26 protein-coding genes, 1 tRNA gene and 1 other annotated feature are annotated in these 24,326 nt (G+C 64.5%); of the genes, 8 read left to right on the forward strand and 19 right to left on the reverse strand.

Annotation, left to right across the window (positions count from 1 at the left end; genetic code table 11):
• Positions 1–15: 15 nt before the first annotated feature.
• The 10 genes from NKJ11_RS12505 to NKJ11_RS12550 form a co-directional block, all read right to left on the reverse strand.
• Positions 16–1,500, reverse strand: coding sequence for a SulP family inorganic anion transporter (locus NKJ11_RS12505; RefSeq protein WP_128305274.1), 1,485 nt, complete (start codon positions 1,498–1,500; stop codon positions 16–18).
• Positions 1,501–1,572: 72 nt separating this feature from the next.
• Positions 1,573–1,628 (reverse strand) — a sequence feature (sul1 is cis-regulatory element that is thought to sense ions involved in sulfur or methionine metabolism; They are found in Alphaproteobacteria).
• A 185-nt stretch (positions 1,629–1,813) separates the two neighbouring features.
• Positions 1,814–1,898: transfer RNA gene (locus NKJ11_RS12510), tRNA-Leu, on the reverse strand.
• 73 nt (positions 1,899–1,971) lie between these two features.
• Positions 1,972–2,592: a 2,3-bisphosphoglycerate-dependent phosphoglycerate mutase gene (locus tag NKJ11_RS12515; RefSeq protein ID WP_128305275.1), complete on the reverse strand. Its 621-nt coding sequence runs from the start codon at positions 2,590–2,592 to the stop codon at positions 1,972–1,974.
• 41 nt (positions 2,593–2,633) lie between these two features.
• Complete coding sequence (gene dapB / locus NKJ11_RS12520) at positions 2,634–3,455, reverse strand: 4-hydroxy-tetrahydrodipicolinate reductase (RefSeq protein WP_128305276.1); 822 nt, start codon at positions 3,453–3,455, stop codon at positions 2,634–2,636.
• Positions 3,452–5,311, reverse strand: coding sequence for an ABC transporter ATP-binding protein (locus tag NKJ11_RS12525; protein ID WP_128305277.1), 1,860 nt, complete (start codon positions 5,309–5,311; stop codon positions 3,452–3,454). The genes dapB and NKJ11_RS12525 overlap by 4 nt, the downstream gene beginning before the upstream one ends.
• Before the next feature lie 138 nt (positions 5,312–5,449).
• Complete coding sequence (locus tag NKJ11_RS12530; RefSeq protein WP_352628885.1) at positions 5,450–6,475, reverse strand: glucokinase; 1,026 nt, start codon at positions 6,473–6,475, stop codon at positions 5,450–5,452.
• Between the two features lie 199 nt (positions 6,476–6,674).
• Positions 6,675–7,763: a penicillin-insensitive murein endopeptidase gene (gene mepA, locus NKJ11_RS12535; RefSeq protein ID WP_352628883.1), complete on the reverse strand. Its 1,089-nt coding sequence runs from the start codon at positions 7,761–7,763 to the stop codon at positions 6,675–6,677.
• Positions 7,764–7,828: 65 nt separating this feature from the next.
• Positions 7,829–8,728 (reverse strand): SDR family oxidoreductase, encoded by a 900-nt coding sequence (locus NKJ11_RS12540; RefSeq protein WP_352628881.1) that lies wholly within the window; start codon positions 8,726–8,728, stop codon positions 7,829–7,831.
• Complete coding sequence (gene queG, locus NKJ11_RS12545) at positions 8,725–9,879, reverse strand: tRNA epoxyqueuosine(34) reductase QueG (protein WP_352628879.1); 1,155 nt, start codon at positions 9,877–9,879, stop codon at positions 8,725–8,727. Before queG ends, NKJ11_RS12540 begins: the two co-directional genes overlap by 4 nt.
• Positions 9,860–10,552, reverse strand: a complete 693-nt coding sequence (locus tag NKJ11_RS12550; protein WP_013528622.1) for a glutathione S-transferase family protein — start codon at positions 10,550–10,552, stop codon at positions 9,860–9,862. Before NKJ11_RS12550 ends, queG begins: the two co-directional genes overlap by 20 nt.
• 160 nt (positions 10,553–10,712) lie before the next feature.
• Here NKJ11_RS12550 and NKJ11_RS12555 point away from each other — a divergent pair, with 160 nt between their 5' ends.
• A complete protein-coding gene (locus NKJ11_RS12555) occupies positions 10,713–11,519 on the forward strand; it encodes an undecaprenyl-diphosphate phosphatase (protein WP_023814166.1) in 807 nt (268 codons plus the stop codon).
• A 277-nt stretch (positions 11,520–11,796) separates the two neighbouring features.
• Here NKJ11_RS12555 and NKJ11_RS12560 read toward each other — a convergent pair whose 3' ends face one another.
• On the reverse strand, positions 11,797–12,174 hold the full coding sequence (locus NKJ11_RS12560) for a YraN family protein (protein WP_127269758.1): 378 nt from the start codon (positions 12,172–12,174) through the stop codon (positions 11,797–11,799).
• Positions 12,167–13,096 carry a 16S rRNA (cytidine(1402)-2'-O)-methyltransferase gene (gene rsmI, locus NKJ11_RS12565; protein WP_352628877.1) on the reverse strand — a complete coding sequence of 310 codons (930 nt, stop codon included), beginning with the start codon at positions 13,094–13,096 and terminating at the stop codon, positions 12,167–12,169. Before rsmI ends, NKJ11_RS12560 begins: the two co-directional genes overlap by 8 nt.
• Positions 13,097–13,230: 134 nt before the next feature.
• Here rsmI and NKJ11_RS12570 point away from each other — a divergent pair, with 134 nt between their 5' ends.
• Positions 13,231–13,422, forward strand: coding sequence for a hypothetical protein (locus NKJ11_RS12570; protein WP_352628875.1), 192 nt, complete (start codon positions 13,231–13,233; stop codon positions 13,420–13,422).
• Positions 13,423–13,495: 73 nt separating this feature from the next.
• On the opposite strand, the gene NKJ11_RS12575 is transcribed toward NKJ11_RS12570, so the two are convergent.
• From NKJ11_RS12575 to rph, 6 genes are all read right to left on the reverse strand, one after another.
• Entirely contained in the window at positions 13,496–13,933 is a 438-nt protein-coding gene (locus NKJ11_RS12575) for an EamA family transporter (protein WP_127297006.1), read from the reverse strand.
• Positions 13,934–13,958: 25 nt separating this feature from the next.
• Positions 13,959–14,282 (reverse strand): low molecular weight protein tyrosine phosphatase family protein, encoded by a 324-nt coding sequence (locus NKJ11_RS12580; protein WP_352628873.1) that lies wholly within the window; start codon positions 14,280–14,282, stop codon positions 13,959–13,961.
• 4 nt (positions 14,283–14,286) lie between these two features.
• The gene (hemW, locus tag NKJ11_RS12585) at positions 14,287–15,450 is read right to left on the reverse strand and encodes a radical SAM family heme chaperone HemW (protein ID WP_352628871.1); all 1,164 of its coding nucleotides are present in this window, start codon (positions 15,448–15,450) and stop codon (positions 14,287–14,289) included.
• Positions 15,447–16,094: an RdgB/HAM1 family non-canonical purine NTP pyrophosphatase gene (gene rdgB / locus NKJ11_RS12590; protein WP_352628869.1), complete on the reverse strand. Its 648-nt coding sequence runs from the start codon at positions 16,092–16,094 to the stop codon at positions 15,447–15,449. Before rdgB ends, hemW begins: the two co-directional genes overlap by 4 nt.
• A complete protein-coding gene (locus tag NKJ11_RS12595) occupies positions 16,094–16,504 on the reverse strand; it encodes a VOC family protein (protein ID WP_352628867.1) in 411 nt (136 codons plus the stop codon). The genes rdgB and NKJ11_RS12595 overlap by 1 nt, the downstream gene beginning before the upstream one ends.
• A gap of 182 nt (positions 16,505–16,686) precedes the next feature.
• Positions 16,687–17,403 (reverse strand): ribonuclease PH, encoded by a 717-nt coding sequence (gene rph, locus NKJ11_RS12600; RefSeq protein ID WP_013528632.1) that lies wholly within the window; start codon positions 17,401–17,403, stop codon positions 16,687–16,689.
• Between the two features lie 198 nt (positions 17,404–17,601).
• On the opposite strand from rph, the gene hrcA reads away from it, so the two are divergent.
• The 6 genes from hrcA (at position 17,602) to NKJ11_RS12630 (ending at position 23,002) form a co-directional block, all read left to right on the forward strand.
• Positions 17,602–18,684 (forward strand): heat-inducible transcriptional repressor HrcA, encoded by a 1,083-nt coding sequence (hrcA, locus tag NKJ11_RS12605; protein ID WP_027040272.1) that lies wholly within the window; start codon positions 17,602–17,604, stop codon positions 18,682–18,684.
• Between the two features lie 24 nt (positions 18,685–18,708).
• Positions 18,709–18,906 carry a hypothetical protein gene (locus NKJ11_RS12610; RefSeq protein ID WP_023814156.1) on the forward strand — a complete coding sequence of 66 codons (198 nt, stop codon included), beginning with the start codon at positions 18,709–18,711 and terminating at the stop codon, positions 18,904–18,906.
• 98 nt (positions 18,907–19,004) lie between these two features.
• Complete coding sequence (locus NKJ11_RS12615) at positions 19,005–20,357, forward strand: PQQ-dependent sugar dehydrogenase (RefSeq protein ID WP_352613483.1); 1,353 nt, start codon at positions 19,005–19,007, stop codon at positions 20,355–20,357.
• A gap of 111 nt (positions 20,358–20,468) precedes the next feature.
• On the forward strand, positions 20,469–21,086 hold the full coding sequence (locus tag NKJ11_RS12620) for a LysE family translocator (protein WP_352613481.1): 618 nt from the start codon (positions 20,469–20,471) through the stop codon (positions 21,084–21,086).
• Between the two features lie 177 nt (positions 21,087–21,263).
• Complete coding sequence (gene cysK / locus NKJ11_RS12625) at positions 21,264–22,244, forward strand: cysteine synthase A (RefSeq protein WP_352613479.1); 981 nt, start codon at positions 21,264–21,266, stop codon at positions 22,242–22,244.
• 131 nt (positions 22,245–22,375) lie between these two features.
• Complete coding sequence (locus tag NKJ11_RS12630; RefSeq protein WP_352613477.1) at positions 22,376–23,002, forward strand: glutathione S-transferase family protein; 627 nt, start codon at positions 22,376–22,378, stop codon at positions 23,000–23,002.
• Between the two features lie 3 nt (positions 23,003–23,005).
• Here the strand turns inward: NKJ11_RS12630 and NKJ11_RS12635 are convergent, their stop codons facing one another.
• Complete coding sequence (locus tag NKJ11_RS12635; RefSeq protein WP_352793434.1) at positions 23,006–24,250, reverse strand: RNA polymerase sigma factor; 1,245 nt, start codon at positions 24,248–24,250, stop codon at positions 23,006–23,008.
• Positions 24,251–24,326 lie beyond the last annotated feature (76 nt).

The following is a 24,326-nucleotide window of genomic DNA, read 5'->3' on the forward strand; positions in this document are numbered from 1 at the left end:
GTCGGAAGGCCTTCGTCAGTGGCTGAAGACTCGTTCCAAAGCACCCGGCTCATTGTGCATGGCAAGTTTGTCCATGATGGTGACGCTGGCCTCGTTGAGACCTACCACCTCCACCTCGACGCCCTCGCGGCGGAACTTGAGAACGGCGGTGTCGACTGCGCCGACGCCAGTGAGGTCCCAGATATGAGCGTGAGTGACGTCGATGACGGCGCGCTGGAGGCGCTCCTTGAAATCGAACGCGTTCAGAAAGTCCTCCGCTGAAGCGAAGAATAACTGGCCCTCGATAAGGTAATGGCGCTCCGCGCCGTCGCCACTGAGGGTGGAGGTGACGCGGAAAATCTGCGACACCTTCCAAGCGAAGAAGATGCCCGAGAGCAGCACGCCCACCCCGACACCAAGCGCGAGATTGTGGGTCCCGACCACGGTGATCACTGTCGCCAGCATGACGATGCTTGAACGACGGGGGTGCTTCCTGAGATCGTTCAGAGAAGACCAGCTGAACGTGCCGATCGATACCATGATCATGATGGCGACCAGGGCCGGCATGGGAATGACGCGCAGCCAGTCGCCGAGCGACATGAGCATGAACAACAGGAACGCCCCGGCCACAAATGTGGAAAGCCGCGTGCGTCCACCAGATTTGACGTTGATAACCGACTGGCCGATCATGGCGCAACCGGCCATGCCGCCCAGGAACCCGGTTACGAAGTTGGCGATACCCTGGCCAACACATTCACGGTTCTTGTCGCTTTTTGTGTCGGTCATCTGGTCGACAATGGACGCCGTCAGCAGGCTTTCGAGCAGGCCAACCGCGGCCACGCCTAGTGAATAAGGCAAAATGATCCACAGCGTTTCCAGCGTGAAAGGCACGTCTGGCAGCAGGAAGGTCGGCAAGCTCGACGGCAGTTCGCCGAGGTCGCCCACCGTCCGCACGTCGATGTGAAGCAGCAGCGATAGGGTGGTGAGCACGATGATGCACACCAGAGGCGAGGGCACCGCCTTCGTGATGCGGGGAAACAGATAGATGATGGCAAGGCCGAGACTGATCATCGCATAGGTTTGCCACGGCATGCCGACCAGCTCCGGCAGTTGGGCCATGAAGATCAGAATCGCAAGCGCGTTGACAAATCCGGTCATCACCGAGCGCGACACGAACCGCATCACATAACCCAGCCTAGCGAAGCCGGCCGCGACCTGGACCACGCCGGCCAGAATGGTTGCCGCGAGCAGGTATTGCAGACCATGGTCGCGCACCAGTGTGACCATGAGCACGGCTGTCGCCGCGGTGGCTGCTGAAATCATCGCCGGCCGGCCGCCGGTGATGGAGATAATCATGGCGATGGAGAAAGAAGCGTAGAGCCCAATCTTGGGGTCAACGCCGGCAATGACAGAAAAACCGATGGCTTCTGGTATCAGCGCCAGGGCGACAACAATGCCCGCGAGCACGTCGCCGCGCAGGTTGCCGCGCCACTCGTCGCGGTAGGTTTTGAATGTGAGCATGGAATTCCGGTCAATCATTTCCAGACCGCGACGGACCGCAGCCCATCATAGTCAGCGCAGATCTGGTTTTGTTGTTGTCCGGCGGATCGGCGGCCGGAAGAGCCACCCGGAATTGCACCGGGTCCATCTTGGATATCTGCACATAGCCGCAAATTTTGGTGCAGTGCAACAAGTCTTTGCTGCACGGCGTAGGCGCTGGCCTCGCTGAAACGGCCGTTTTAGAGTGACCTTGAGCCGCACAAAGAAAAAGCCCGGACGAAACCGGGCTTTTTCTTTAAGTTTCTGAACCGTCGAAGGGTTCGAAACCGGAATTTGGTGCCCAGAAGAGGACTCGAACCTCCACTCCTTGCGGAACACGGACCTGAACCGTGCGCGTCTACCAATTCCGCCATCTGGGCTGGTGCGGGCTCATGTAAGCGGGCAAGCGATGTGTGTCAACGCGCTTTTTTCGCGGTTGCTCCGTTCGCCGGCTCAGTCGTCCAGCACTTCCTTGGACGCGACGGTGGAATCGGCGTTGAGCTGGTAGATGACCGGCACGCCGGTGCCGAGTTCCAGCTTGACGATCTCCTCGCCCGACTTGCCGTCGAGCGCCATGATCAGCGCGCGCAGCGAGTTGCCGTGCGCGGCGACCAGCACGGTGCCGCCGCGCAGCACATGCGGCTGCAGATCGTGCAGGTAATAGGGCCAGACCCGGGCGCCGGTGTCCTTCAGGCTTTCGCCGGCGGGCGGCGGCACGTCGTAGGAGCGGCGCCAGACATGCACCTGCTCCTCGCCCCATTTCTTGCGGGCATCGTCCTTGTTGAGGCCGGAGAGATCGCCATAGTCGCGCTCGTTCAGCGCCTGGTCGCGGATGGTCTTCAGGTCGCTTTGACCGACGGCGTCGAGGATGTGCTGACAGGTCTTTTGCGCCCGGATCAGCGCCGAGGTGAAGGCGATGTCGAATTTCAGGCCGCGCGCCTTGAGCCTCTCACCGGCGGCCTTGGCCTCGGCATGGCCCTGCTCGGTCAGGTCGACGTCGCGCCAGCCGGTGAACAGGTTCTTCAAATTCCATTCGCTCTGGCCGTGGCGCACGAGCACGAGGGTTCTCGACATGTTTGCTCCCTTCAGGTTGGGCAAGTTGGCAGATTGGCCGCTCAGCTGAGGCCGAGCACGTCCCGCATCGAATACAGTCCGGGCTTCTTGCCGCGCGCCCAAAGCGCTGCCTTGACGGCGCCGCGGGCGAAGATGGCGCGGTCCTCGGCATGGTGGGCCAGCGTGATGCGCTCGCCGGTGCCGGCCAGCAGCACGCTGTGATCGCCGACCACCGAGCCGCCGCGCAGCGTGGCGAAGCCGATCGAGCCCGTCTTGCGCACCCCGGTGTGGCCGTCGCGGACGCGCACATCATTGCCGGCAAGCGCAATGCCGCGCCCGGCAGCAGCGGCCTCGCCGAGCAGCAGTGCCGTGCCCGACGGCGCATCGACCTTGTGCTTGTGGTGCATTTCGAGGATCTCGACGTCGAAATCGTCGGCGTCGAGCGCGCGCGCGGCCTGTTCGACCAGCACCGCCAGAAGATTGACACCGAGGCTCATATTGCCCGACTTGACGATCATCGCGTGGCGCGCCGCCGCCGCTATTTTCGCGTTATCGTCGGCTGAACAGCCCGTCGTGCCGATGACATGGACGATGCGCGCCTGCGCCGCGTAGCCGGCGAATTCCACTGTCGAAGCAGGGGTGGTGAAATCGAGCACGCCATCGGCTTTGGCGAAGACCGGCAGCGGATCGCCGCTGATCGCCACATCGATGCGGCCAATGCCGGCGAGTTCGCCTGCATCCTTGCCCAGATGCGGCGAATCCGCCCGCTCGACCGCGCCGATAACTCGAGCGCCTGATATAGAGTGGATGGCACGGATCAGCGTCTGGCCCATGCGGCCGGCAGCGCCCACCACCACAAGGCCCATATCGCTTGCTTCGCTCATGTGCTCCTCACAGCAGTCTTCTTCGCACGCGTGGCCCGGACCGGAGTTTGGATCGGCTTGCTGTCATCGACAAGCCCCAGCCCCTTCTTGCCCTGGATGCGGTGGAAGCGGGAATAGATGCTGTCCGGGTCGGCCATCAGCGTCGCATGGGTGCCTTCCTCGACCAACCGGCCCTCTTCCAGCACGATGATGTGGTCGGCATTGACCACCGTCGATAGCCTATGCGCTATGACGATGGTCGTGCGGCCTTGCATGACTTGGGTCAGCGCTTCCTGGACGCGCGCCTCCGCCTCGTTGTCGAGCGCCGATGTCGCCTCGTCGAGCAGCAGGATCGGTGCCTGGCGCACGATCGCGCGGGCGATCGAGACGCGCTGGCGCTGGCCGCCGGAAAGGGTCGAGCCGCCTTCGCCGACCGGCGTGTCGTAACCTTGCGGCTGCTGGCGGATGAACTCGTCGGCTGCCGCCTGTTTCGCCGCCTGCTCGATCTCGGCGTCCGTGGCCGACAGACGGCCGTAGCGGATGTTGTCGCGGATCGTGCCCTCGAACAGATATGGCGCCTGCGCCACATAGGCGATCGACTGCCGCAGCGAATGCTTGGTTACCTTCGAGATGTCCTGGCCATCGACCTCGATGCTGCCCCGGTCGACGTCGTAGAAGCGCTGCAAGAGCGCCACCAGCGTCGATTTGCCGGCGCCCGACGCACCGACGATCGCCGTCACCTTGCCGGCCGCGGCGGTAAAGCTCAGGTCCCTAAGCACCGGCATGTCGGCGCTGTAGCCGAACGTCACATTGTCGAAACGCACCTCGCCGGTGGTGATCCTCGCCTCGACGGCATCGGGTGCGTCGCCCTGTTTCGGCTCCAGGTCGAGCAACTCGTAGATCATGCGCGCGTTGACCAGGGCACGTTCCATGCCCACCTGTGTGCGCGCCAGGCGTCTTGCCGGATCGTAAGCCATGATCAGTGCGGTGATGAAGGAGAAAACCGCGCCCGGCGGCTGCCCAAGATACAGCGCCCGGTAGCCGGAATAGGCAAGCACGGAGGTGATGGCGAGACCGCCCAGAATCTCGGAAATCGGCGACAGCCGCTCCGAGACGCGGGCGATCTTGTTGTTACGCTGCTCGGCCGTGTCCGCCATGATGCCGATGCGGCGCGCCAGCTCGGCCTCCAAGGTGAAGGCCTTGACGATGGCGATGCCTTGCGTGGCTTCCTGCACGGACCCGTTCAGCCGCGAATTGATCAGGACGGATTCCCGGTTGATACGCCGCAGTCGGCGGGTGATATAGACGACGGCCCAGATCAGTGGAGGGCCGATCAGCAGCGAGCTGAGCGACAACACCGGATCCTGATAGATCATCACGCCGACGAGAGCGATCAGCGTGACCGCGTCGCGGCTGATGGAGGTCAGTGTCAGCGACAGCAGATCGCGAACGCCGCCGACATTCTCGCTGACCTGTGCCGCCAGCCGACCGGAACGCGTATCGTTGAAGAAGTTGACGCCGAGCTTCATCAGATGGTCGAAGCTGCGCTTCTGGTAGCGCGCGACCAGATTGTTGCCGATACTGGCCAACGCGACTGCTTGGCCGTAACCGGCGAAGCCGCGCAGCAGGGAGGCTCCCATGAAACCGGCACAGATCAACCAGAGCATATCGCCGCGTCGTTCGTAGAAGATCTGGTTGATCATCGGGGCCATGATCCACGCCGTGAAGGCAGTGGTGCCGGAAACGATCAGCAGGCAAGAGACGGCGACGACATAGGTCCAGCGATACTCGTTGCCGTTTTCAGCGAGGATGCGGCGGAGCACCGCTGTGACCTCGCCGGGCCGGGCTTTTTGTTTGTTTGGAGCTTGAAGTGTCAAATCGGGAGCGCTTTGTGGTTTTCCGCCTCGTGGGACCGGGGCTGCAAATTCGGCACCCCTCTTAACGCCCTGCGGCCTAATTGCCTATGCCCGCACCTGATTAACTTCGTCGCGGGGGCGCGAGCGCTTCGCTGGCTTTCAGGCCTGCCAGCGCCGGCCCTCGGTCTGGACGCCGAACAGCGAGGGGTTCCTGGCATAGGCGGCAAGGCCCAGAAGTGCGGCCAGCGGGTGGGTGATGACATAGACCGGCATGGTGCGCATCATCGCGCTGTGCGGCGCCTTGTCCTCGAAAGCGGCGCGGAAATTGCCGGCTTTCAGCGCCGGCACGATCTTCTGCGCGATGCCACCGGTGAGGAACACGCCGCCGCGGCTCATGAACACCAGAGCAAGGTCGCCTGCGGTGCGCCCAAGGCAGGTGACGAAGATCTCCAGCGCTTCCTCGGCAACCGGATCGGTTTTCGCAAGTGCCGCGGCAGTGATCTCCGCCGGCGTCGTGAAGGGCGACGCCTTGCCGTCCGCCTTGGCCACCGCCCGGTAGACATTGACCAGACCGCGCCCGCACAGGATCTGCTCGCCCGAAACGCGGCCTTCGAGCTTCTCGATATGCGGAAAAACCTCGAAATCGCGCGGTGTGCGCGGGCCGATGTCCATATGGCCGCCCTCGCCGGGGACCGGTATCCAGTGGTGCAGCGCATGGACCAGCCCGGCGACGCCGAGCCCGGTTCCCGGACCGAGCACGACGCGCCCGGCATTGGGCTCCGGCGTGCCGCCGCCGATCTTTTCCATGTGCTCCTCGCCGAGCGCGACGACGGCCAGCGCCTGCGCCTCGAAATCGTTGAGCACGACGATGTCGCTCAGGCCGAGGCTGGCGAACATTTTCCTCGGCTTGACGATCCAGGGGCAGTTGGTCAGCTCGATCTCGTCGCCGTCGACCGGGCCAGCCACCGCCAGCACCGCCGAATTGGGACGCACCGACGAGCGGTCGAGCACGGCCGCCTGGATCGCCTCGTCGATGGTGTTGTAGTTCGCCGTCTGGACGATGGTCGGCTCGCCTGCCTCGGAATTGGCGTCGAGCACGATCGAAAAGCGCGCATTGGTGCCGCCGATGTCGCCGATCAGGATCGGAAACCGCAGCAAAGTGTCGTCGTCGCCTGTGCGTGGCATGCTCTCGTCCGTCTCCGGCGCCCCCGTGGCATCTGGCCGTTCTTCCGTTGACTAGCGCATGGGTTTGAAAAGGGAAACGGTTTTCGACCCCGGCGGCGCGCTGAGGCCGGCTCTGCGGCCAAACCGCCACGGTTTCGCAAAAATGAGGCGTTGAACCGATTGAGCCTGCCTATAAGCTGTAAGCTATAAGCCGTGATCGTCAGTTTCCAGGCGGTCGCGGTCTCGGCAGCGGCACGCCGATCTCGGGAGTCGCCGTGAAAGCGTTCCCCGTGCTTGGCAGGCCGGCGGCGGCCGGGGTGGCGGGCAATGACGGCGCTTCGGATTCGGGCGCCGCGGCCGCGACCGGCACGCCGCCGCCATGGTAGGTAGCCGCCTCGGCCGACGACGGCCCCGGCGCGTCGAGCACGGCGCGGCATTCGCTCGGCAGGTTCGCCATCGTCATCAGGTCGCGGGCCTTGGGCGCATCGGGGTTCTTGTTGGGGCGCCAGGGCTCCTGCGTGAACCACCAGGCCAGCGGCTTGCCGCAACCGTCATCGTCCGGCGTCGCTTCCTGCGCCTTGCAGCCGGGCGATCCGGGCTGACAGCCGATGCGCATGTGGAAATGATAGTCGTGGCCCCAGAACGGCCTGACCTTACGCAGCCAGAAGCGGTCGCCCTTGACGGTATCGCAGAGCTTTTTCTTGATGCCCGGATTGACCAGGATGCGCTCGACCTGGCTGTAGCTTGCCGCGCGCTTCAAAAGCCTTGTGTGCGCTGGCGTCCACAGCGCGTCCTTCACCAGATGGGTCTTCTCATCGACCATCAAGGTGGCGCTCATCGATTCGCGCTGCGCCATCGACAGCGGGCGGCTGGGCATCGGCGTCAGCCAGATGTCGGCGTCGAGCCCGATCTGGTGCGAGGCATGTCCTGTCAGCATCGGGCCGCCGCGCGGCTGCGAAATGTCGCCGATCAGCAGGCCTGGCCAACCATCGGCCGCTGCGTCGCGCGACAATTTCTCGACTACCGCGATCATCGCCGGATGGCCCCAGCGGCGGTTGCGCGACGGCCGCATCACCTGCCAGGTCGGACCGTCCAAGGGGATGGCGACGCCGCCGGCAAAACAGCCCTTGGAATAGAATCCGATCGACTGCGCCGCGGTGGCGGCCGGCAGTTTCTTGGCGCCGAACAGGTCTTTTGCCCGCTCCTCGGCGGTCGCCGGCTGAACGGCTAACCCAAGCACGGCAAGCAGGCCGACCGCAGCGGCCAACAGGGGCGTTTTGCCGAAAGATGGCCTCATCGCTGTCTTCATGAACCCGGTTCTCCACCGCAATCCCAAGGCCGAATCATAGCACGCCGCGCCCGCGGCTTCGATCGTCAGCGCTTCATCGGGCTGCGCGCTTCGCCGTCACGCCAATCGCCGCTTGCCCACATATGATCGAAGGCGGCGCGGTAGTCGCGAAAGCGCAGGGAATAGCCCGCCGCCTTGATCGCCGCGTTGGCGACACGCTTGTTCTCGCCATAGAAGGACCGCGCCATGGGCGAAAGTTGGGCGGCGTCGAAGGGAATCTCGGGCGGCGGCTCTATGCCCATCAATGAAGCGGCATAGGCGACCACATCCTGCGGCGGCGCCGGCAGGTCGTCGGTGACGTTGAAGATGCCGCCTGTATTGCCTTCGATGAGCTGCCACAGGGAGCCTGCAATGTCCTCGCAATGAATGCGGTTGAACACCTGGTCCGGCTTGACCAGCCGTCTTGCGGTGCCTTTTTCCAGATTGACCAGCGCGTTGCGGCCGGGGCCGTAGATGCCGGACAGGCGCAGGATCGCCCCCGGTCGGCCGATCTCGCGGCCCAGCTCCAGCCAGTCCTGTTCGGCGGCAACCCGCATCACCGAGCGCTTCGACACCGGCCGGCATTCTGCCGTTTCATCAACCCAGGCGCCGTCATAATTGCCATAAACCCCGACCGTAGAGAGATAGCCGATCCATTCCAGCAAAGGCATTTGAGCGATTGCCGCGCGCGCGGCATTCAGAACGGGATCGCCGGCCTCTTCCGGGGCAACCGAAATCAGCAGATGCGTTGTTTTTCCCAATGCATCACCGATTTCGCCGGTCATCGCGCCGTCGAACAGGAGCGGCGCGATGCCGGCCTGCCGCAGCGTCTCGAATTTTTCCGGCGAGCGTGTCGTGCCGAAGATCGTCGCGGCGCCTTTGTTATCCCGAGCAAAAGCCCTGCCGGAATAGCCGGCGCCGAATATGAAGATCTGCTTTTCGCTCATGCATTCGCCCTGGTTGGCCGCGCCAGACGCCATTCGTCGCGCACGGCTTCGTCGCTCTCGGTTTTCAGGCCGATGGCTGCCCTTTCTGAATATTCGGCGTCGAGCACCAGCCGCGCCAGCGCCCATATTGCCGCGCCCCGCACCAGCGGCGAAGCATCGTCCAGCAAGACGCGCACAGTGTCGGCAAGAGAGGCATCGCCGGAATTGCCGGCGGCGATCAGCACGTTGCGAATGAACCGGTCGCGGCCGATGCGTTTTATCGGCGAACCGGAGAAGAAAGCGCGGAAGGCCGCGTCATCGAGACCCAAAAGGTCGGCGAGCGGCGGCTGGCGCAAATCATCGCGCGCGACGAGTTTTGCTTCGGAAGCCGCCTTGGCGAATTTGTTCCACGGGCAGGCGGCAAGACAATCGTCGCAGCCATAGATGCGGTTGCCGATCTTTTCACGGAACTCATGTGGGATCGGCCCCTTGTTCTCGATGGTGAGATAGGAAATGCAGCGCCGCGCATCGAGCCGGTAGGGCGCCGGAAAAGCATCGGTCGGGCACGCGTCGAGGCAGGCGCGGCAGGAGCCGCAATGATCGATCTCGGCGCGGTCGGGCACGAGTTCGGCGGTGGTGAAGATGGTGCCGAGGAACAGCCAGGAGCCGTGCTCGCGGCTGACCAGATTGGTGTGCTTGCCTTGCCAGCCGAGCCCGGCGGCCTCGGCCAGCGGCTTTTCCATCACCGGCGCAGTGTCGACGAACACCTTCACATCACCGCCGGCGCGCGCCACGAGCTTGCCGGCGATCTCCTTCAGCCGCCCCTTCATCACATCGTGATAGTCGCGGTTTTGCGCATAGACCGAGATGGCGCCACGGTCGCGCTTGGCCAGCACGCCGCGCGGATCATGGTCGGGGCCGTAGTTCATCGCCAGCACGACGATCGACCGCACCTGCGGCCACAGTGCCGCCGGTTCGGCCCGGCGTTGCAGCGTCTCGGCGATCCAGTCCATCGAGCCGTGAAAGCCATCGGCGACGAATTCGGCCAGGCGCGCCGGCGCCAGCGGGATCGCATCGGGGGAGGTGACGGCAACGGCATCGAAGCCGGCGCGCTGCGCCTCCGCGTCGATCAGCGCGCGCAGTTTTGCGGCGTCAGAAGTCGAGGTCCGCATAATGCGACACCGGTGACAGGCCACGCACCCGGTCGGTCAAAAGCGGCCGGAAAGAGGGCCGCGACTTGACCCGTGTGTACCATTCGCGTGCAGCGCTGTGCTCGCGCCAGTCGATCTCGCCGAGATAATCGAGCACCGACAGCGTCGCCGCGGCCGCGAGATCGGCATAGGTGACCCTCGAACCGGCCAGCCAATGGCGGGTGCCGGCCAGCCAGTTGGTGTATTTCATGTGCTGGCGGATGTTGGCGCGCGCGGCACGGATCGCGCCCGAATCGGGCGAGCCGCCGCCCGCCGTTTCCGGCATGACCGGCTTCAGCACGCGCTCGCGCACCAGATGGCGGGTGACTTCGCTTTCAGCCTTGTTGAGATACCAATCGATGAGCCGGCGGATTTCGGCGCGCTGCATCGGGTCCTCGGCGAACAGCCGCTTGTCGCGCTTCAGCACACCGCGCGTTTCATCGAGATATTCCGATATGACCGTCGCGCCGACGATCGGCACGTCGCCTTCGGCCAGCAGGATCGGCAGCGTGCCGGCCGGGTTCAGCGCCAGGAACTCCTTGCGCCGGGTCCACGGCTTTTCCTCGATCAAAGCCAGCTCCTCGCCATACTCGCCGAATGCGAGGCGGACGAAGCGACAGGTGGCGAACATGGGATGGTGGAAAAGCGTCAGCATGGTTCCGCGATGATAAAGCGCACTGGCGAATCGCAGGGCGCACCGGTAAGTCTTGGCCGCCCGGTTAGCGGGCCGTCAGGGTGTTGCGACCTATAGGGGGACTTCAACGCCATGACAAGCAAGCCCTTCTGTCAGCCGTCACGCCAATGCCGAGGTAGCCATGGAAAGCCAGACCATCGTCGAAGCCCTGCTGCTCGGCCTGCTGGAGGGGCTGACCGAGTTCATCCCGGTGTCGTCGACCGGCCATATTCTGCTTGCCGGTCATTTCCTCGGCTTCCATTCGACCGGCAAGGCCTTCGAGATCCTGATCCAGCTCGGCGCCATCCTGGCGATCCTCAGCGTCTATTTCCGCCGGCTGTGGAAGATGCTGCTCGACCTGCCGCATGACCGGCTGACGCGGCATTTCGCCATCGGCATCCTGATCGCCTTCCTGCCGGCGGCGATCATCGGCGCGCTGGCGCATGATTTCATCAAGACGGTGCTGTTCGAATCGCCGAGGCTGATCTGCATCATGCTGATCATCGGCGGCGTCGTGCTGCTGGCGGTGGACCGCATGAACCTCAAGCCGGTCTACCGCGATGTCGAGCGCTTCCCGACCCGGCTTTACCTGCAGATCGGGCTTTTCCAGTGCCTGTCGCTCATTCCCGGCACATCGCGTTCGGGCTCGACCATCGTCGGCGCCCTGCTTTTGGGCGTCGATAAGCGCGCGGCTGCGGAATTTTCCTTCTTCCTTGCGATCCCGACCATGGTCGGCGCCTTCGCCTTCGACCTGTTCAAGAACCGCAACGTGCTGAGCAGTGCCGACCTGCCGATCATCGCCGTCGGCTTCGTCGCCGCCTTCGTCACGGCGCTGATTGTCGTGCGCTTCCTGCTCGACTACGTCTCGCGCAAAGGCTACGCGCTGTTCGGCTGGTGGCGGCTAGTGGTCGGCGGTGTCGGGTTGGTGGCGCTGATGATCTGGGGATGAGGAGTGATCCGCGAAGCGGACCCTACGCTTCGTCATCCACGGGCGGAGCAAGGAGCGTAGCGACGCAGCGCAGACCCGAGGATCCATGCCGTGACGTCGATCGGAGGGTTCGGCGATCGAGAATAGCCATCGCCAAGCTCGCCAAATCCGGCGAAAAGTCTCCCAATTCCTGCACCGTAGAGGCGCTTAGAGGTCGCGGCATGGATCCTCGGGTCTCCGCGACGGAGCTTCGCTCCTGCTCCGCCCGTGGATGACGAATGAAGGAGGGCTGCCCCCTCTAACTCCTCCCATAAAACGCGTTCTCGACATGCACCGGCCAGCGCCAGGGCAGCACCGCGACCATGTCGAAGCGCATCGACAATCTGCCGTAGTCCGCTTGGCGTGACAGCCAGATGTCAGCCGCGCCTTCTATGCGACGCTCCGATTCGTGACCGATCGCCTCCATGGCTTCCATCAGCGTGCGGCGCGCCTTGACCTCGACGAACAGCACCAGATCGCCGCGCCGCGCGATCAGGTCGATCTCGCCGAAGCGTGTGCGGTGGCGGCGCGCAAGGATTCTGTAGCCCTTCATCATCAGTGCTGCCGCCGCCAGCCATTCGCCGCGATGACCGCGTCGATAGGCCTTTTGGCGGCTGACGCTTGGGCGCTCAGCCACTGTCGCTTTCTCCAGAAGTCTCCCTGAGGTCAAGCAGCCGCCGATAGAGGGCCTGTTTCTGGCCGCCGGTCATCTTCGCGGCTTCCGCGGCCGCCTTGGAAGCGGGCATTTCGGCGGCAAGCGACAGAAGCAGACGGTCGATGTCTTCAGGCTCGTCGACCCTGGCCTCGGCCGGACCGACGCAGACGACGATTTCGCCTTTCGGCGTATCGGCCGCAGCATAGTGGTCGGCCAGCGCCTGCAGCGTGCCGGTTCGCATCTCTTCGAAGGTCTTGGTCAATTCCCTGCCGATAGCGGCCTTGCGCTCGCCGCCGAGCGCTTCGACCATGGCAGCCAGGGAGTCAGCCAGCCGGCGCGGCGATTCAAAGAAAATCAATGTCGCCGGCACGGCCTTCAGTGCTTCCAGCCGTGTCAGCCGCTGCCCTGATTTGACCGGCAGGAAGCCGGCGAACAGGAAGGCATCGGAGGGCAGGCCGGATGCCGTCAGTGCCGCAAGCGGCGCCGACGGGCCGGGGATCGGCACGACGCGAATGCCGTGGTCGAGCGCCTCGCCGACCAGCCGGTAGCCGGGATCGGATACCAGCGGCGTGCCGGCATCGGAGATCAGCGCCACGCTCTGCCCGGCCTGAAGTGCCGATATCAGCTTCGGCCCGGCCTCGCCGGCATTGTGTTCATGATAGGCCGTGGTGCGGCGGCGAATGCCGTAGCGCTCGAGCAGCACGCGCGACACCCGCGTGTCTTCGCAGGCGACGATGTCGGCCGCGGCCAGCGTCTCCAGCGCGCGCAGCGTGATGTCGGCGAGATTGCCGATCGGCGTCGCCACCAGATAGAGCGCCGGCTCCAATGGCCGTGCCGCGATCTCGGTCTGCCCGACCACATAGCTGCGCTTGCTCGTCTCTGCGGTCACCGATGACTTCTCCATTCAGCCCTGTTTGGCACGGCTGACGCGGGCTTGCAAAAGCTGACGCCGATGTAAGGAATTCGCCTTTCCTTTGCCACAGTGGGGAACCAAACCGGCGTTGGCAGATTAGCCCCCTGATTCCGGAGGAGGACAGGATGGACAGCCTGAAGATACAGGACGCTTTCGAGCCTTACTATGCCGGCCGCAAGCGCGGTGCCGCGCCCACGGCCAAGCGCCTGCCTGCCAAGACCGAGAACAGCCTGACCAAAGAGCGGACCGCGAGCACCTCGCCGACGAAGGGCAGGCATCCCGACAGCAACAAACCAGACAGCACGACGGAGCACTGACCGGACGATGCCCAATCGCTTCGACATCTTCATCACCCGTCTTGAAACAAAGAATGCCCGCAACGGCGCGCAACTAGCCTCGATAGGCGACCAGCACCGCGCCCGCCGCGATAAGGGCGACGCCAAGCCAATTCGCTCCGGACAACCGCTCGCCGAGAAAGGCCGCGCCAAACACCGCCACAAGCACGACGCTTAGCTTGTCGATCGGCGCCACCTGCGCCGCATTGCCGATCTTGAGCGCGCGGAAGTAGCAGAGCCATGACGCGCCGGTGGCCAGACCGGACAGGCCGAGAAAAGCCCAAGTCTTTCCCGAGATCGTGGCCGGCGACTGGAATTGGCCGCTGGCAAGCAGGATCGCACCGAGCACGATCAGTATGATGACCGTGCGGATGAAGGTGGCGAAATCGGAATTGATGTTCTCGATGCCGACTTTGGCGAAGATCGCCGTCAAGGCCGCGAAGGCAGCCGACAGCAATGCCCAGAATTGCCAGGAGGATACGGTCAGGTTCATGCCGGTGGCCTTTGCGGATGGCGTCTTAACCGAGATACCGTGAAACGCGTGCCTTCAGAAGGCCAATCAGCTCCAGGTCCATGAATTCATAGTTATCAGGTATATCGAGGCAGATCACACGGGCCTTCTTCAGGCTGGCCTTGAATTTTTTCTGCAGCTTGGTGCGGTGCGCCTTTTCCATGACAAAGATAATATCGGCTCGGGCGACGAGTTCATGCGTCAGCGGCGTGTCCGCATCGTGGTTTGTCCCCGCCGAGGCCACCTCGATATCCCGGCGCGTTGAAAACACCTGTTCGGCGGTGGGGCTGCGCAAGCGATTCTGGCTGCAGACAAAGAGGACGTTCTTCAAAGGGTTAGCGCGCCAGATCGGCGACCACGGCGTCGAGCACGATCATACCGGCCGGCGTGGCGCGCAGGCGCGAATTGCCGATCGGCGCCACCAGCCCCTCTCCCTGCAGCATCGACAGCCGCGAGCTCGACAGGCCGCGTCCGGAGAACGCTTCGTAGCGGGAGAGGTCGATGCCTTCGGCGAGCCGCAGGCCCATCAGCAGGAATTCGTCGGCCTCTTCCGAACGCGTCAGGATTTCGCCGCCGGTGACGCCATGGCCCTTGGCCTCGACCAGATTGGCCCAGGTTTCCGGCATCCGCTCGGCGATCGTCACCGTGCGGCGACCATTTTCGACGAAGCGGCCATGCGCGCCCGGCCCGACGCCGACATATTCGCCATAGCGCCAATAGGTGAGGTTGTGCCGGCTCTCGGCGCCCGGCCTTGCGTGGTTGGAGATCTCGTAAGCCGGCAAACCATGCGCCGATGTAATCTCCTGCGTCAGCGCATAGAGGTCAGCGGCGTGGTCATTGTCGGGAATGATGAATTTCTTTGCCGCGTGCAGGGCGTGGAAGGGCGTGCCTTCCTCGATGGTCAGCTGGTAAAGCGACAGATGGTCGGCGGCATGGCCGATCGCCTGTTCCAGCTCCGATGCCCAAGCCTCCGGCGTCTGGCCGGGCCGGGCATAGATCAGGTCGAAGGACAGCCTTGGGAATATTTCCCGCGCGAGGCCGATGGCGTGCAGCGCTTCCTCGACATTGTGCAGCCGCCCGAGGAAGCGCAAATCCTTGTCATCCAGCGCCTGCACGCCGAGCGACACGCGGTTGACGCCGGCTGCCCGGTAGCCGCGAAAGCGTTCGGCCTCGACCGAGGACGGATTGGCCTCCAGCGTCACCTCGATGCCGTCAGGCACAGTCCAGTTCTTCGCCACGGCGTCCAGAACCCTGGCCACCGTTTCCGGCTTCATCAGCGACGGCGTGCCGCCGCCGAGAAAAATGCTGGTCACCTCGCGCGGCCCGGTGCGTTCGCGCATCGTCGCCAGCTCGGCCTCGAAGGCGCTGGCAAAGCGCTCCTGGTCGACCGGCTGGTGGCGGACATGGCTGTTGAAGTCGCAATAGGGGCATTTGGCCGCGCAGAACGGCCAGTGGACATAGACGCCGAAACCGGGCGTCCGGTCGAGCAGCATGCTCATGCCGAGCCCAATCTCGCCTTGGCGAACTTCTGGAAGGCGCGAGCGCGATGCGACAGCGCCGTCGGCTGGCCGGGCTTCCAGCCGTGCTTTTCCTCGGCCGTCATCTCACCAAAAGTCTTGTCGAAGCCGTCGGGGAGGAAGACCGGGTCGTAGCCGAAGCCGAGTTCGCCGCGCGGCGGCCAGACCAGCGTGCCTTCGGCCTCGCCGCGATAATATTCCGCCTCGCCGTCGGGAAACGCCAGGCAGATGACGGCGACGAAGCGTCCCTTGCGCTGTTGCGGCAAGGCCGCGCCGACTTCCTGCAACGCCACTTCGGTGCGCTGCATGGCCATGCCGAAATCGCGCGATCCATCCGGGGTTTCGGCCCAGTTGGCGGTGTAGACGCCGGGCGCGCCGTCGAGCGCGTCGACGCACAGGCCGGAATCGTCCGACAGCGCCGGCAGGCCGGTCGCCTTGGCGGCGGCGAGCGCCTTGATGTAGGCGTTCTCCTCGAAGGTGGTGCCGGTCTCGTCAGGCTCCGGCAGGCCATACTCCTTGGCCGACTTGGCTTCGAAGCCGAACGGCCCCATCAGCTCGGCGAATTCGCGCAGCTTGCCGTCATTATGGCTAGCGACGACGATCTTCTTTCCGTCGAGAGAATGCATCAAAGGCCCCAGATTCGTGGCTCGGCGAATTCGATCGAATTGCCCGAGGGGTCGCGTATATAGATCGAACGGCCGCCCTGCGGCCATTCGAATTCGCTCTCGATAGCGATGTGCTTCGCCTCGAGATGCGCTTTCCAGCGCACGATTTCGTCGGCGGTCGCCGCAAAGCAGAGATGGCCTTCCCCGACCGTGCCGTGCGGCGGCACCGGCAGCCTGGCGTCGGACGCCGGCGGGATTTTGGTCGCCTCGGCGTTGAAGACGAGCAGCACGCCGGGGCCGCAGCGGAAGAAGAGATGCCGGCCGGCCACCTTGCCGAGGAGGGGGAGGCCGAGGATGTCGGTGTAGAAGGTTTCCGCTGCGGTCAGGTCGCTGACGTAGAGAGCTGATTCAAGGATGGCAGAGGGCATCACGAGGCACCCCCCTCTGCCCTGCCGGGCATCTCCCCCGCAAGGGGGGAGATTGGCAGCCTCCGCATCGCCGCGCCCTTTGCAACGTTAGAGATTAGCGAAGCCCGAAACGACATCCGATCTCCCCCCTTGCGGGGGAGATGCCCGGCAGGGCAGAGGGGGGTGTTCAAGCTCGGCATTTAATCCTAAGCCACTGCCATCTGCTGCAAACTCACCAACCGCTGGATGCCTTTCTTGGCCAGGCCCATCAAGTCCGCGAACTGCTCTTCGGAGAAAGGCTCGCCCTCGGCGGTGCCTTGGATCTCGACGATGCCACCCTTGCCGGTCATGACGAAATTGGCGTCGGTGCCGGCCGCGGAATCCTCGATATAGTCGAGGTCGATAACCGGCTGACCGTCATGGATGCCGCAGGAGATCGCAGCGACATGGTCCTTCAGCACCTTGGCGACGCTGGCCATCTGGCGCGCTTCCATCCAGCGCAGGCAGTCATACAGCGCCACCCAGCCGCCGGTGATCGATGCGGTGCGGGTGCCGCCATCGGCCTGGATGACGTCGCAGTCGACGGTGATCTGCTGCTCGCCCAGCGCCTGCAAATCGACCACGGCGCGCAGGGAGCGGCCGATCAGCCGCTGGATTTCCAGCGTGCGGCCGCCCTGCTTGCCGGCCGAAGCCTCGCGGCGCATGCGCTCGCCGGTCGAGCGCGGCAGCATGCCGTATTCGGCCGTCACCCAGCCCTTGCCGGAATTGCGCATCCAGCCAGGCACTTTTTCCTCAAGGCTGGCCGTGCACAGGACATGCGTGTCGCCGAACTTCACCAGGCACGAGCCTTCGGCATGCTTGGAGACGCCGCGCTCGAAGGAGATGGCACGCATTTCGTCGAATTGGCGTTTGGAAGGGCGCATTCAGGCTGCTTTCTTGTCATTTTTCGGAATCTTGGCCGGCTTGTAACCGCATGGGACGCGTGGCGCAAAGGAAAATGGCCTGACGATCTGACGCAGACACCGGGTGATCTCACACAGACACCGGGTGATCTCACAAAGACACCGGGTTGCGCGGGTGCAGTGTAAGTCTATATCGTTGGGCCGGAGGTTTTTGGCCGTATGACCAAGGCAGTCGATCCCGCTTCGCAGTCGCCCGCGCTTCAGTCGCTCGATATGCGTTCCCGCGACATCTTCCGGCGCATTGTCGATTCCTACCTCAGGGACGGTGAACCGGTGGGCTCGCGCAGCCTGTCGCGTATCCTGCCGTCCTCGCTGTCGCCGGCGACCATCCGCAACGTGATGAGCGATCTCGAGCATCTCGGCCTGATCTACGCGCCGCACATCTCGGCCGGCCGGTTGCCGACGCAGGCCGGCCTGCGTTTCTTTGTCGATGCCTTCATGGAGCTTGGCGACCTTTCCGACGAGGAGCGCCGCGCCATCGAGGCACAGGTTCGGGCGTCCGGCTCGGGCGCGACGCTGGAGCACATGCTGACCGAGGCCAGCCAGATGCTGTCGGGCATGTCGCGCGGCGCCGGCCTGGTTCTGGCCGCCAAGAACGAGGTGGCGCTGAAGCACATCGAATTCATCCAACTCGAACCGACCAAGGCGCTGGCGGTGCTGGTGTCGCAGAATGGCGACGTCGAGAACCGCGTCGTCGAGCTGCCTGCCGGCATCACCGTCTCGCAACTGCACGAGGCCTCAAATTTCCTCAACGCCCATATACGCGGCCGAACGCTTGCCGAGGCGCGGATCGAGATCGCCCGCATCAAGGAAGAGACCAGGGCCGCGCTCGACACGCTGTCGCAGGACCTGGTCGAGAAGGGGCTGGCGGTGTGGGCCGGCGCCGACAGTGGCCTGCCGGCACGGCTCATCGTGCGCGGGCGCGCCAATCTGCTCGAAAACGTCACCGCCCAGGCCGACATCGAACTGCTGCGCCATTTGTTCGAGGACATGGAGACGCAGGACGGGCTTATCCAGTTGCTTGACCTCGCCGAAGAGGGATCGGGCGTGCGCATCTTCATCGGCTCGGAAAACAAGCTGTTTTCGCTGTCGGGCTCGTCGCTGGTTGTCGCGCCCTATCGCGACAAGGATGCCCGCGTCGTCGGCGCGCTCGGCGTCATCGGCCCGACCCGGCTGAACTACGCGCGCATCGTCCCAATGGTCGACTATACGGCGCAGCTGATTTCCCGCATGCTGCGCTGAGCTGATCCAACCGAGGAGACGATGATGGCGCTCGAAGAATTCAAGGCCCGGATCAGCCTGCTGCTGGAAGAGATGGTCAACCAGCCGGAAGACCAGCACGAGATCCAGGAGCAGTTGCGTGAAAAACTGCAGGAAATGCGCGCCATGGGATTGCCGCTGCCGGCTGACCTCGTCGAGTTGGAAAAACGCCTCGACGACGATTTTTACGCCGCCGGGACCTGAGCCGGGAAACCGGAAGCTTCCTCCACCTCATCGTGTGCCGTGGAACGATCGACGAGACCGCTCGTTCCTGTTCTCACGCCCAAACATTGGAGGACCGAATGATGCGTTTTGCCGGCCCCGCAATTTCCGCCGCACTGTTTCTCTCGACCGCTTCATTCGCCCAGCAGGCGGACGATCCGGTGCTCAAAGGCGCGGCCGCATTCGGCGACTGGCGAGCGGACAAGCCGGGCACACGCCGCCTGATCAGACCGGACGATCTGCCTAAGCCCTATGCCACCCGGTCGACCTCGAACAGCGCCGGCGTTGCGGACATGCCGGCAGACGCGAAGCTGCAACTGCCGCCGGGGTTCTCGGCCGAGCTGGTTGCATCGGGCATCGACAATCCACGCGTCGTGCGCGTCGCGCCGAATGGCGACCTGTTCGTCGCCGACAGCGAGGCCAACCAAGTCCGCATCTACCGTCTGGCCGAAGGCAGTGCGAAGCCTGCGCAGGACGGCATCTTTGCCGGCAATCTCAACCAGCCCTATGGTATTGCCTTCTATCCGCCAGGCGCTGACCCGCAATGGGTCTATGTCGCCAATAGCGACAGCATCGTGCGTTTTGCCTACCGCAATGGCGACCTGAAGGCCTCCGGCGATCCAGAAACCATCGTCGACAACATCCCGGCCAATCACCACTGGACCCGCGACATCGCTTTTTCGCCGGACGGCAAGACGCTTTATCTGTCGGTCGGCTCGGGATCGAATGTCGCCGAGGACATGGGCCAGGAGCCGAAGGGCGGACTCGACGCCTGGGCGGCGTCGCAGGCGCTCGGCGCGCCATGGGGATCCGAAGATGGCCGCGCCGATGTGCTGGCCTTCGATCCCGATGGCAAGAGCGGCCGCATCTTTGCCACCGGCCTGCGCAACTGCTCGGGCATGACCGTGCAGCCGGCGACCGGCGCGCTGTGGTGCGTCGTCAACGAACGGGATGCGCTTGGCGACAATGTGCCGCCCGAATACGCGACCGTGGTCAAGGACGGCGCCTTCTATGGCTGGCCGTGGTATTATATCGGCGACAATGAGGATCCGCGCCACAAGGGTGAGCGCCCCGATCTTGCCGGCAAAACGACCGTTCCCGATGTGCTGATGCAGGCGCATTCGGCGCCGCTCAACATCGCCTTCTACGATGGGAAGAGCTTTCCGGCCGAATACAAGGGCGATGCTTTCGTCGCTCTGCACGGGTCATGGAACCGCGGCAACCGGACCGGCTACAAGGTGGTGCGGTTGCTGTTCAAGGACGGCAAGCCAACCGGCGAATATGAGGATTTCATCACCGGCTTCGTCGTCTCGAACGGTGAGGTCTGGGGGCGGCCGGTCGGCGTGGCGGTGGCCCTGGATGGCGCGCTGATCGTCACCGAGGACGGCAACGGCACCATCTGGCGTGTCACCCATGGCGACGGTCGTTCCTGAGCGCAGTTCGCACAGGCGTGGTGCAATCGAATCCGAGTTTCAGGGAATTCACGCCCGCCGGACTTTGTGCGATAGGATGCCGTGATAGCAGCGTCGCGCAAGGCCGCAACCATGACCCTCACCGGATTCCTCGCCTACAGCGCCGCTCTCGGCATCGCCGCCGCGATTCCTGGTCCCGGCATCACCGCGCTGGTCGCCCGTGCGCTCGGCTCCGGCTTCCGCTCGTCGCTGGCGATGTCTTTTGGCCTGATGGTTGGCGACATCACCTATCTGACCGCCGTGGTGCTTGGCCTCGCCTTCGTCGCCCAGAGTTTCGGCATGGTTTTCCTCGCTATCAAATGGCTCGGCGTCGCCTATCTCGCCTTCCTCGGCTGGCGCTTCTGGAACAGCGGCATCACGCCCGAGACCGTCGAGGCCAGAAAAGGCAAGGGCGGCTTGCTGTCGAGCTTTGCCGCCGGCCTGACCCTCACGCTCGGCAATCCGAAGACGATGATCTTCTATCTCGCCATCACGCCGACCATCGTCGACCTGAAAACCATCACGCTGGCCGACTACGGCATTCTCGTCGCGCTGACGATCGTCGTGCTTCTGGTGGTGCTGGTGCCGTATCTGGCGCTGGCCGCCAAGGCGCGCTGGTTCCTGAAGTCGCCGCGCGCGCTCAAGGCGCTGAACCGTACGGCTGCCGGCTTCATGGTCGGTGCCGCTGCAGCGATTGCCGCCCGCCAATAGCGGGCTTTCGGCCAAAGCATTTCGCAAACAGGCCTTTGCGGGAAATGCTTTTCCGAGACGGCACTGTTTTAGACACAGGTCTCACTCGGATATTTTCAATCGACAGTCTATCTTGCGCGGTCGAAGGTCCTATGTTGCCCGCAAATCCACTTGCCTGAAATTCTGGGAGCGAAACCAATGAACAAGCCCACCACATCAGCCCGCGTGCCCGGCCGCGGCCGCGTCTACGATTCCATCACCGACACGATCGGCGATACGCCTCTGGTGCGGCTCGACAAGTTCGCTCGGGAAAAGGGCATCGTCGCCAATCTCATCGCCAAGCTCGAATTCTTCAATCCGATCGCCTCGGTCAAGGACCGCATCGGCGTGGCGATGATCGAGGCGCTGGAGGCGTCAGGCAAGATTTCTCCCGGCAAGACCACGCTGATCGAACCGACGTCGGGCAACACCGGCATCGCGCTTGCCTTCGCCGCTGCCGCCAAGGGCTACAAGCTGATCCTGACGATGCCCGAAACGATGTCGATCGAGCGCCGGAAAATGCTGGCGCTGCTCGGCGCGGAGCTAGTGCTGACAGAAGGCCCGAAAGGTATGAAGGGCGCCATCGCCAAGGCCGACGAACTGGCAGCGACGATCCCCAACGCGATCATCCCGCAGCAGTTCGAGAACCCGGCCAATCCGGAAATCCACCGCACGACGACGGCCGAGGAAATCTGGAACGATACGCATGGCGAGGTCGATATCTTCGTCGCCGGCATCGGCACCGGCGGCACCATCACCGGCGTCGGCCAGGTGCTGAAGAAGCGCAAGCCCTCCGTGCATGTCGTCGCCGTCGAGCCGGACTCCTCGCCGGTTCTGTCGGGCGGCCAGCCCGGCCCGCACAAGATCCAGGGCATCGGCGCCGGCTTTGCGCCCAAAATCCTCGACACGACGATCTATGACGAGATCGTCAAGGTGTCGAACGAGGATTCGGTCGCCAATGCCCGCCTCGTCGCCCGCCTCGAAGGCGTGCCGGTCGGCATCTCTTCGGGCGCCGCCCTGCAGGCGGCCATCGTCGTCGGCTCGCGGCCGGAGAACAAGGGCAAAAATCTTGTGGTGGTCATCCCGTCCTTCGCCGAGCGTTACCTGTCGACAATCCTGTTCGAGGGGCTGGGATCGTAATCCGACGCTTCTTCGTGACCAAGCTGGCCCGCTGAAAAAACGCCCGTGGCCGCCATGGGCGGCTTGAGCGCCACACCGCTTCCGGTTCATATTTCCCCCGGCCTGCTTTGCGCGGGCCGGGGGAGAATTTCATGTACAAGCTTTATACCCGTCCCGGCAGCGGCGGCTTCGTGGTGGAGGCGGCGCTGGCGCTGGCCAATGTACCATTTGAGCAGATCGACGTGCCGAAGACCGACCGGCCCGATCCCGCCTTCCTCGACATCAGTCCGTTGAACCAGGTGCCGGTGCTGACCCTGCCGGACGGAAGCTCGATGACCGAATCGGCAGCGATCTGCATTGTGCTTGCCGAGCGCCACCCCGACGCCAATTTGGCGCCGGGAGCAGAAGCGCCTGCCCGCGCGGATTTCCTGCGCTGGATGGCCTTTATGTCGTCTGTTCTCTATTCGGCAGTGCTGCGTTTCTACTACGCATACCGCTACACGGCCGATCCCGAAGGCACCAAGGCGGTCAAGCTGGCGGCCGTGGCCGAGATGGACCGCGGCTTTGCCGTTCTCGATGCCGCGCTCGAGGGCCGTGACTGGCTGGTCGGTGACCGGATGTCGCTGGCCGACATCTATCTGGTCATGCTGGTGGCCTGGCATCCCGACATCGACAGCGCGCGGACGGCATGGCCGAACATCGAACGCCTGTGGGCGCGGCTGCGCGACCATCCGCTGATGAAGACGCTCAACACCTCGCACGAGATGTGGCCGGGCTGAAGCTCAATTTCTGAGCACCGCCCGTTTTCCCTGCAGGAACCGGCGCACCGCCGGGTCTCGCTCGAGGCCGATCGCCCGGTCGTAGGCTTCGCAGGCTTGCGGTACCTGACCAAGCCTGGCCAGGAGACCGGCGCGTGCGGCCCAATAGGGCTGGTACTCGTCAAGCCGCTTGTCGTCGCCCAGCACGTAAAGGGCCGCCAATCCGGCCACTGCGCCCTCGGCCTCGGCGATCGCCACCGCGCGGTTTATCGCCACCACCGGCGATCCTGCGATCGAAAGCAGCGCGTCGTAGAGTTCCTGGATCGCCACCCAGTCGGTGCGGCCGGTGAACCTTCGTGCCGCATGCGCGGACTGCACGGCCGCCTCAAGCTGGTAACGGCCGATGACGCCCTTGGACGCGGCGTGGGAAAGCAGCGCCTCCGCCTCATCGATGAGGGCGCGGTCCCATAGAAGGCAATCCTGTTCCGCCAGCGGCACGAAGTCGCCTTCGGCACTGCGCCGTGCGGCGCGGCGGGACTCAGCAAACAGCATCAGCGACAAGAGGCCCAGTGCCTCCGGCTCCTCCGGCAACAGCGAAGCCACCAGCCGGCCGAGCCAGATGCCTTCGGTCGCCAGGTTGCGGCGCCGCGTTTCGGTGCCCGCCGGGTCGGTCCAGCCTTCGGCGAAGGCGGCGTAGATCGCTTCCAGCACCGCATCCAGCCGTTCCCCGAGTTCGGCCCGCTCCGGCACGCGGAACGGAATGCCGGTTTCACGGATGCGGGACTTGGCCCGCACCAGGCGCTGGCCCATGGTTGCGGGCGAGACCAGGAAGGCGGAGGCGATCGTCGCGGCGTCGAACCCCAGCACCGTCTGCAGGATAAGTGGCGAGCGTACGCTCGATTCGATCGCCGGATGGGCGCAAGCGAACATCAGCCGCAGCCGATCGTCGGGCAGATCTTCCTCGGTCATGCGTGCCTCCGCCTCCTGCGCAATCAGCTTGAGATGCTCGCGGCCGGCCTCGCTGGTGAGCCGCCGCCGCACCGCATCGACGCGGCGCCGCCGCGCCACCGCCAGCAGCCAGGCTTCCGGCTTTTCCGGCACGCCGGTTCGCGGCCAGCGCTCGAGGGCGGCGGCAAAGGCATCGGCCAGCGCGTCCTCGGCGGCGGCCACGTCGCGCGTGCGGGCCGCGAGCCAGGCGACCAGCTTGCCGTAGCTCTGCCGCGCGGCCGCCGAGGCGGGCGCCCCGGGGCTGTACGGGGGCCAGGGCATACCCCGGAATTTTTTGGGCTGTTGTGGGGCCATTACCACGTAGGGCCGCAATAGACCGGGGCGGGGGCGGTGTCGT

The organism is Mesorhizobium sp. M0243 (assembly GCF_040321775.1).
In the GTDB taxonomy this organism is placed as follows: domain Bacteria; phylum Pseudomonadota; class Alphaproteobacteria; order Rhizobiales; family Rhizobiaceae; genus Mesorhizobium.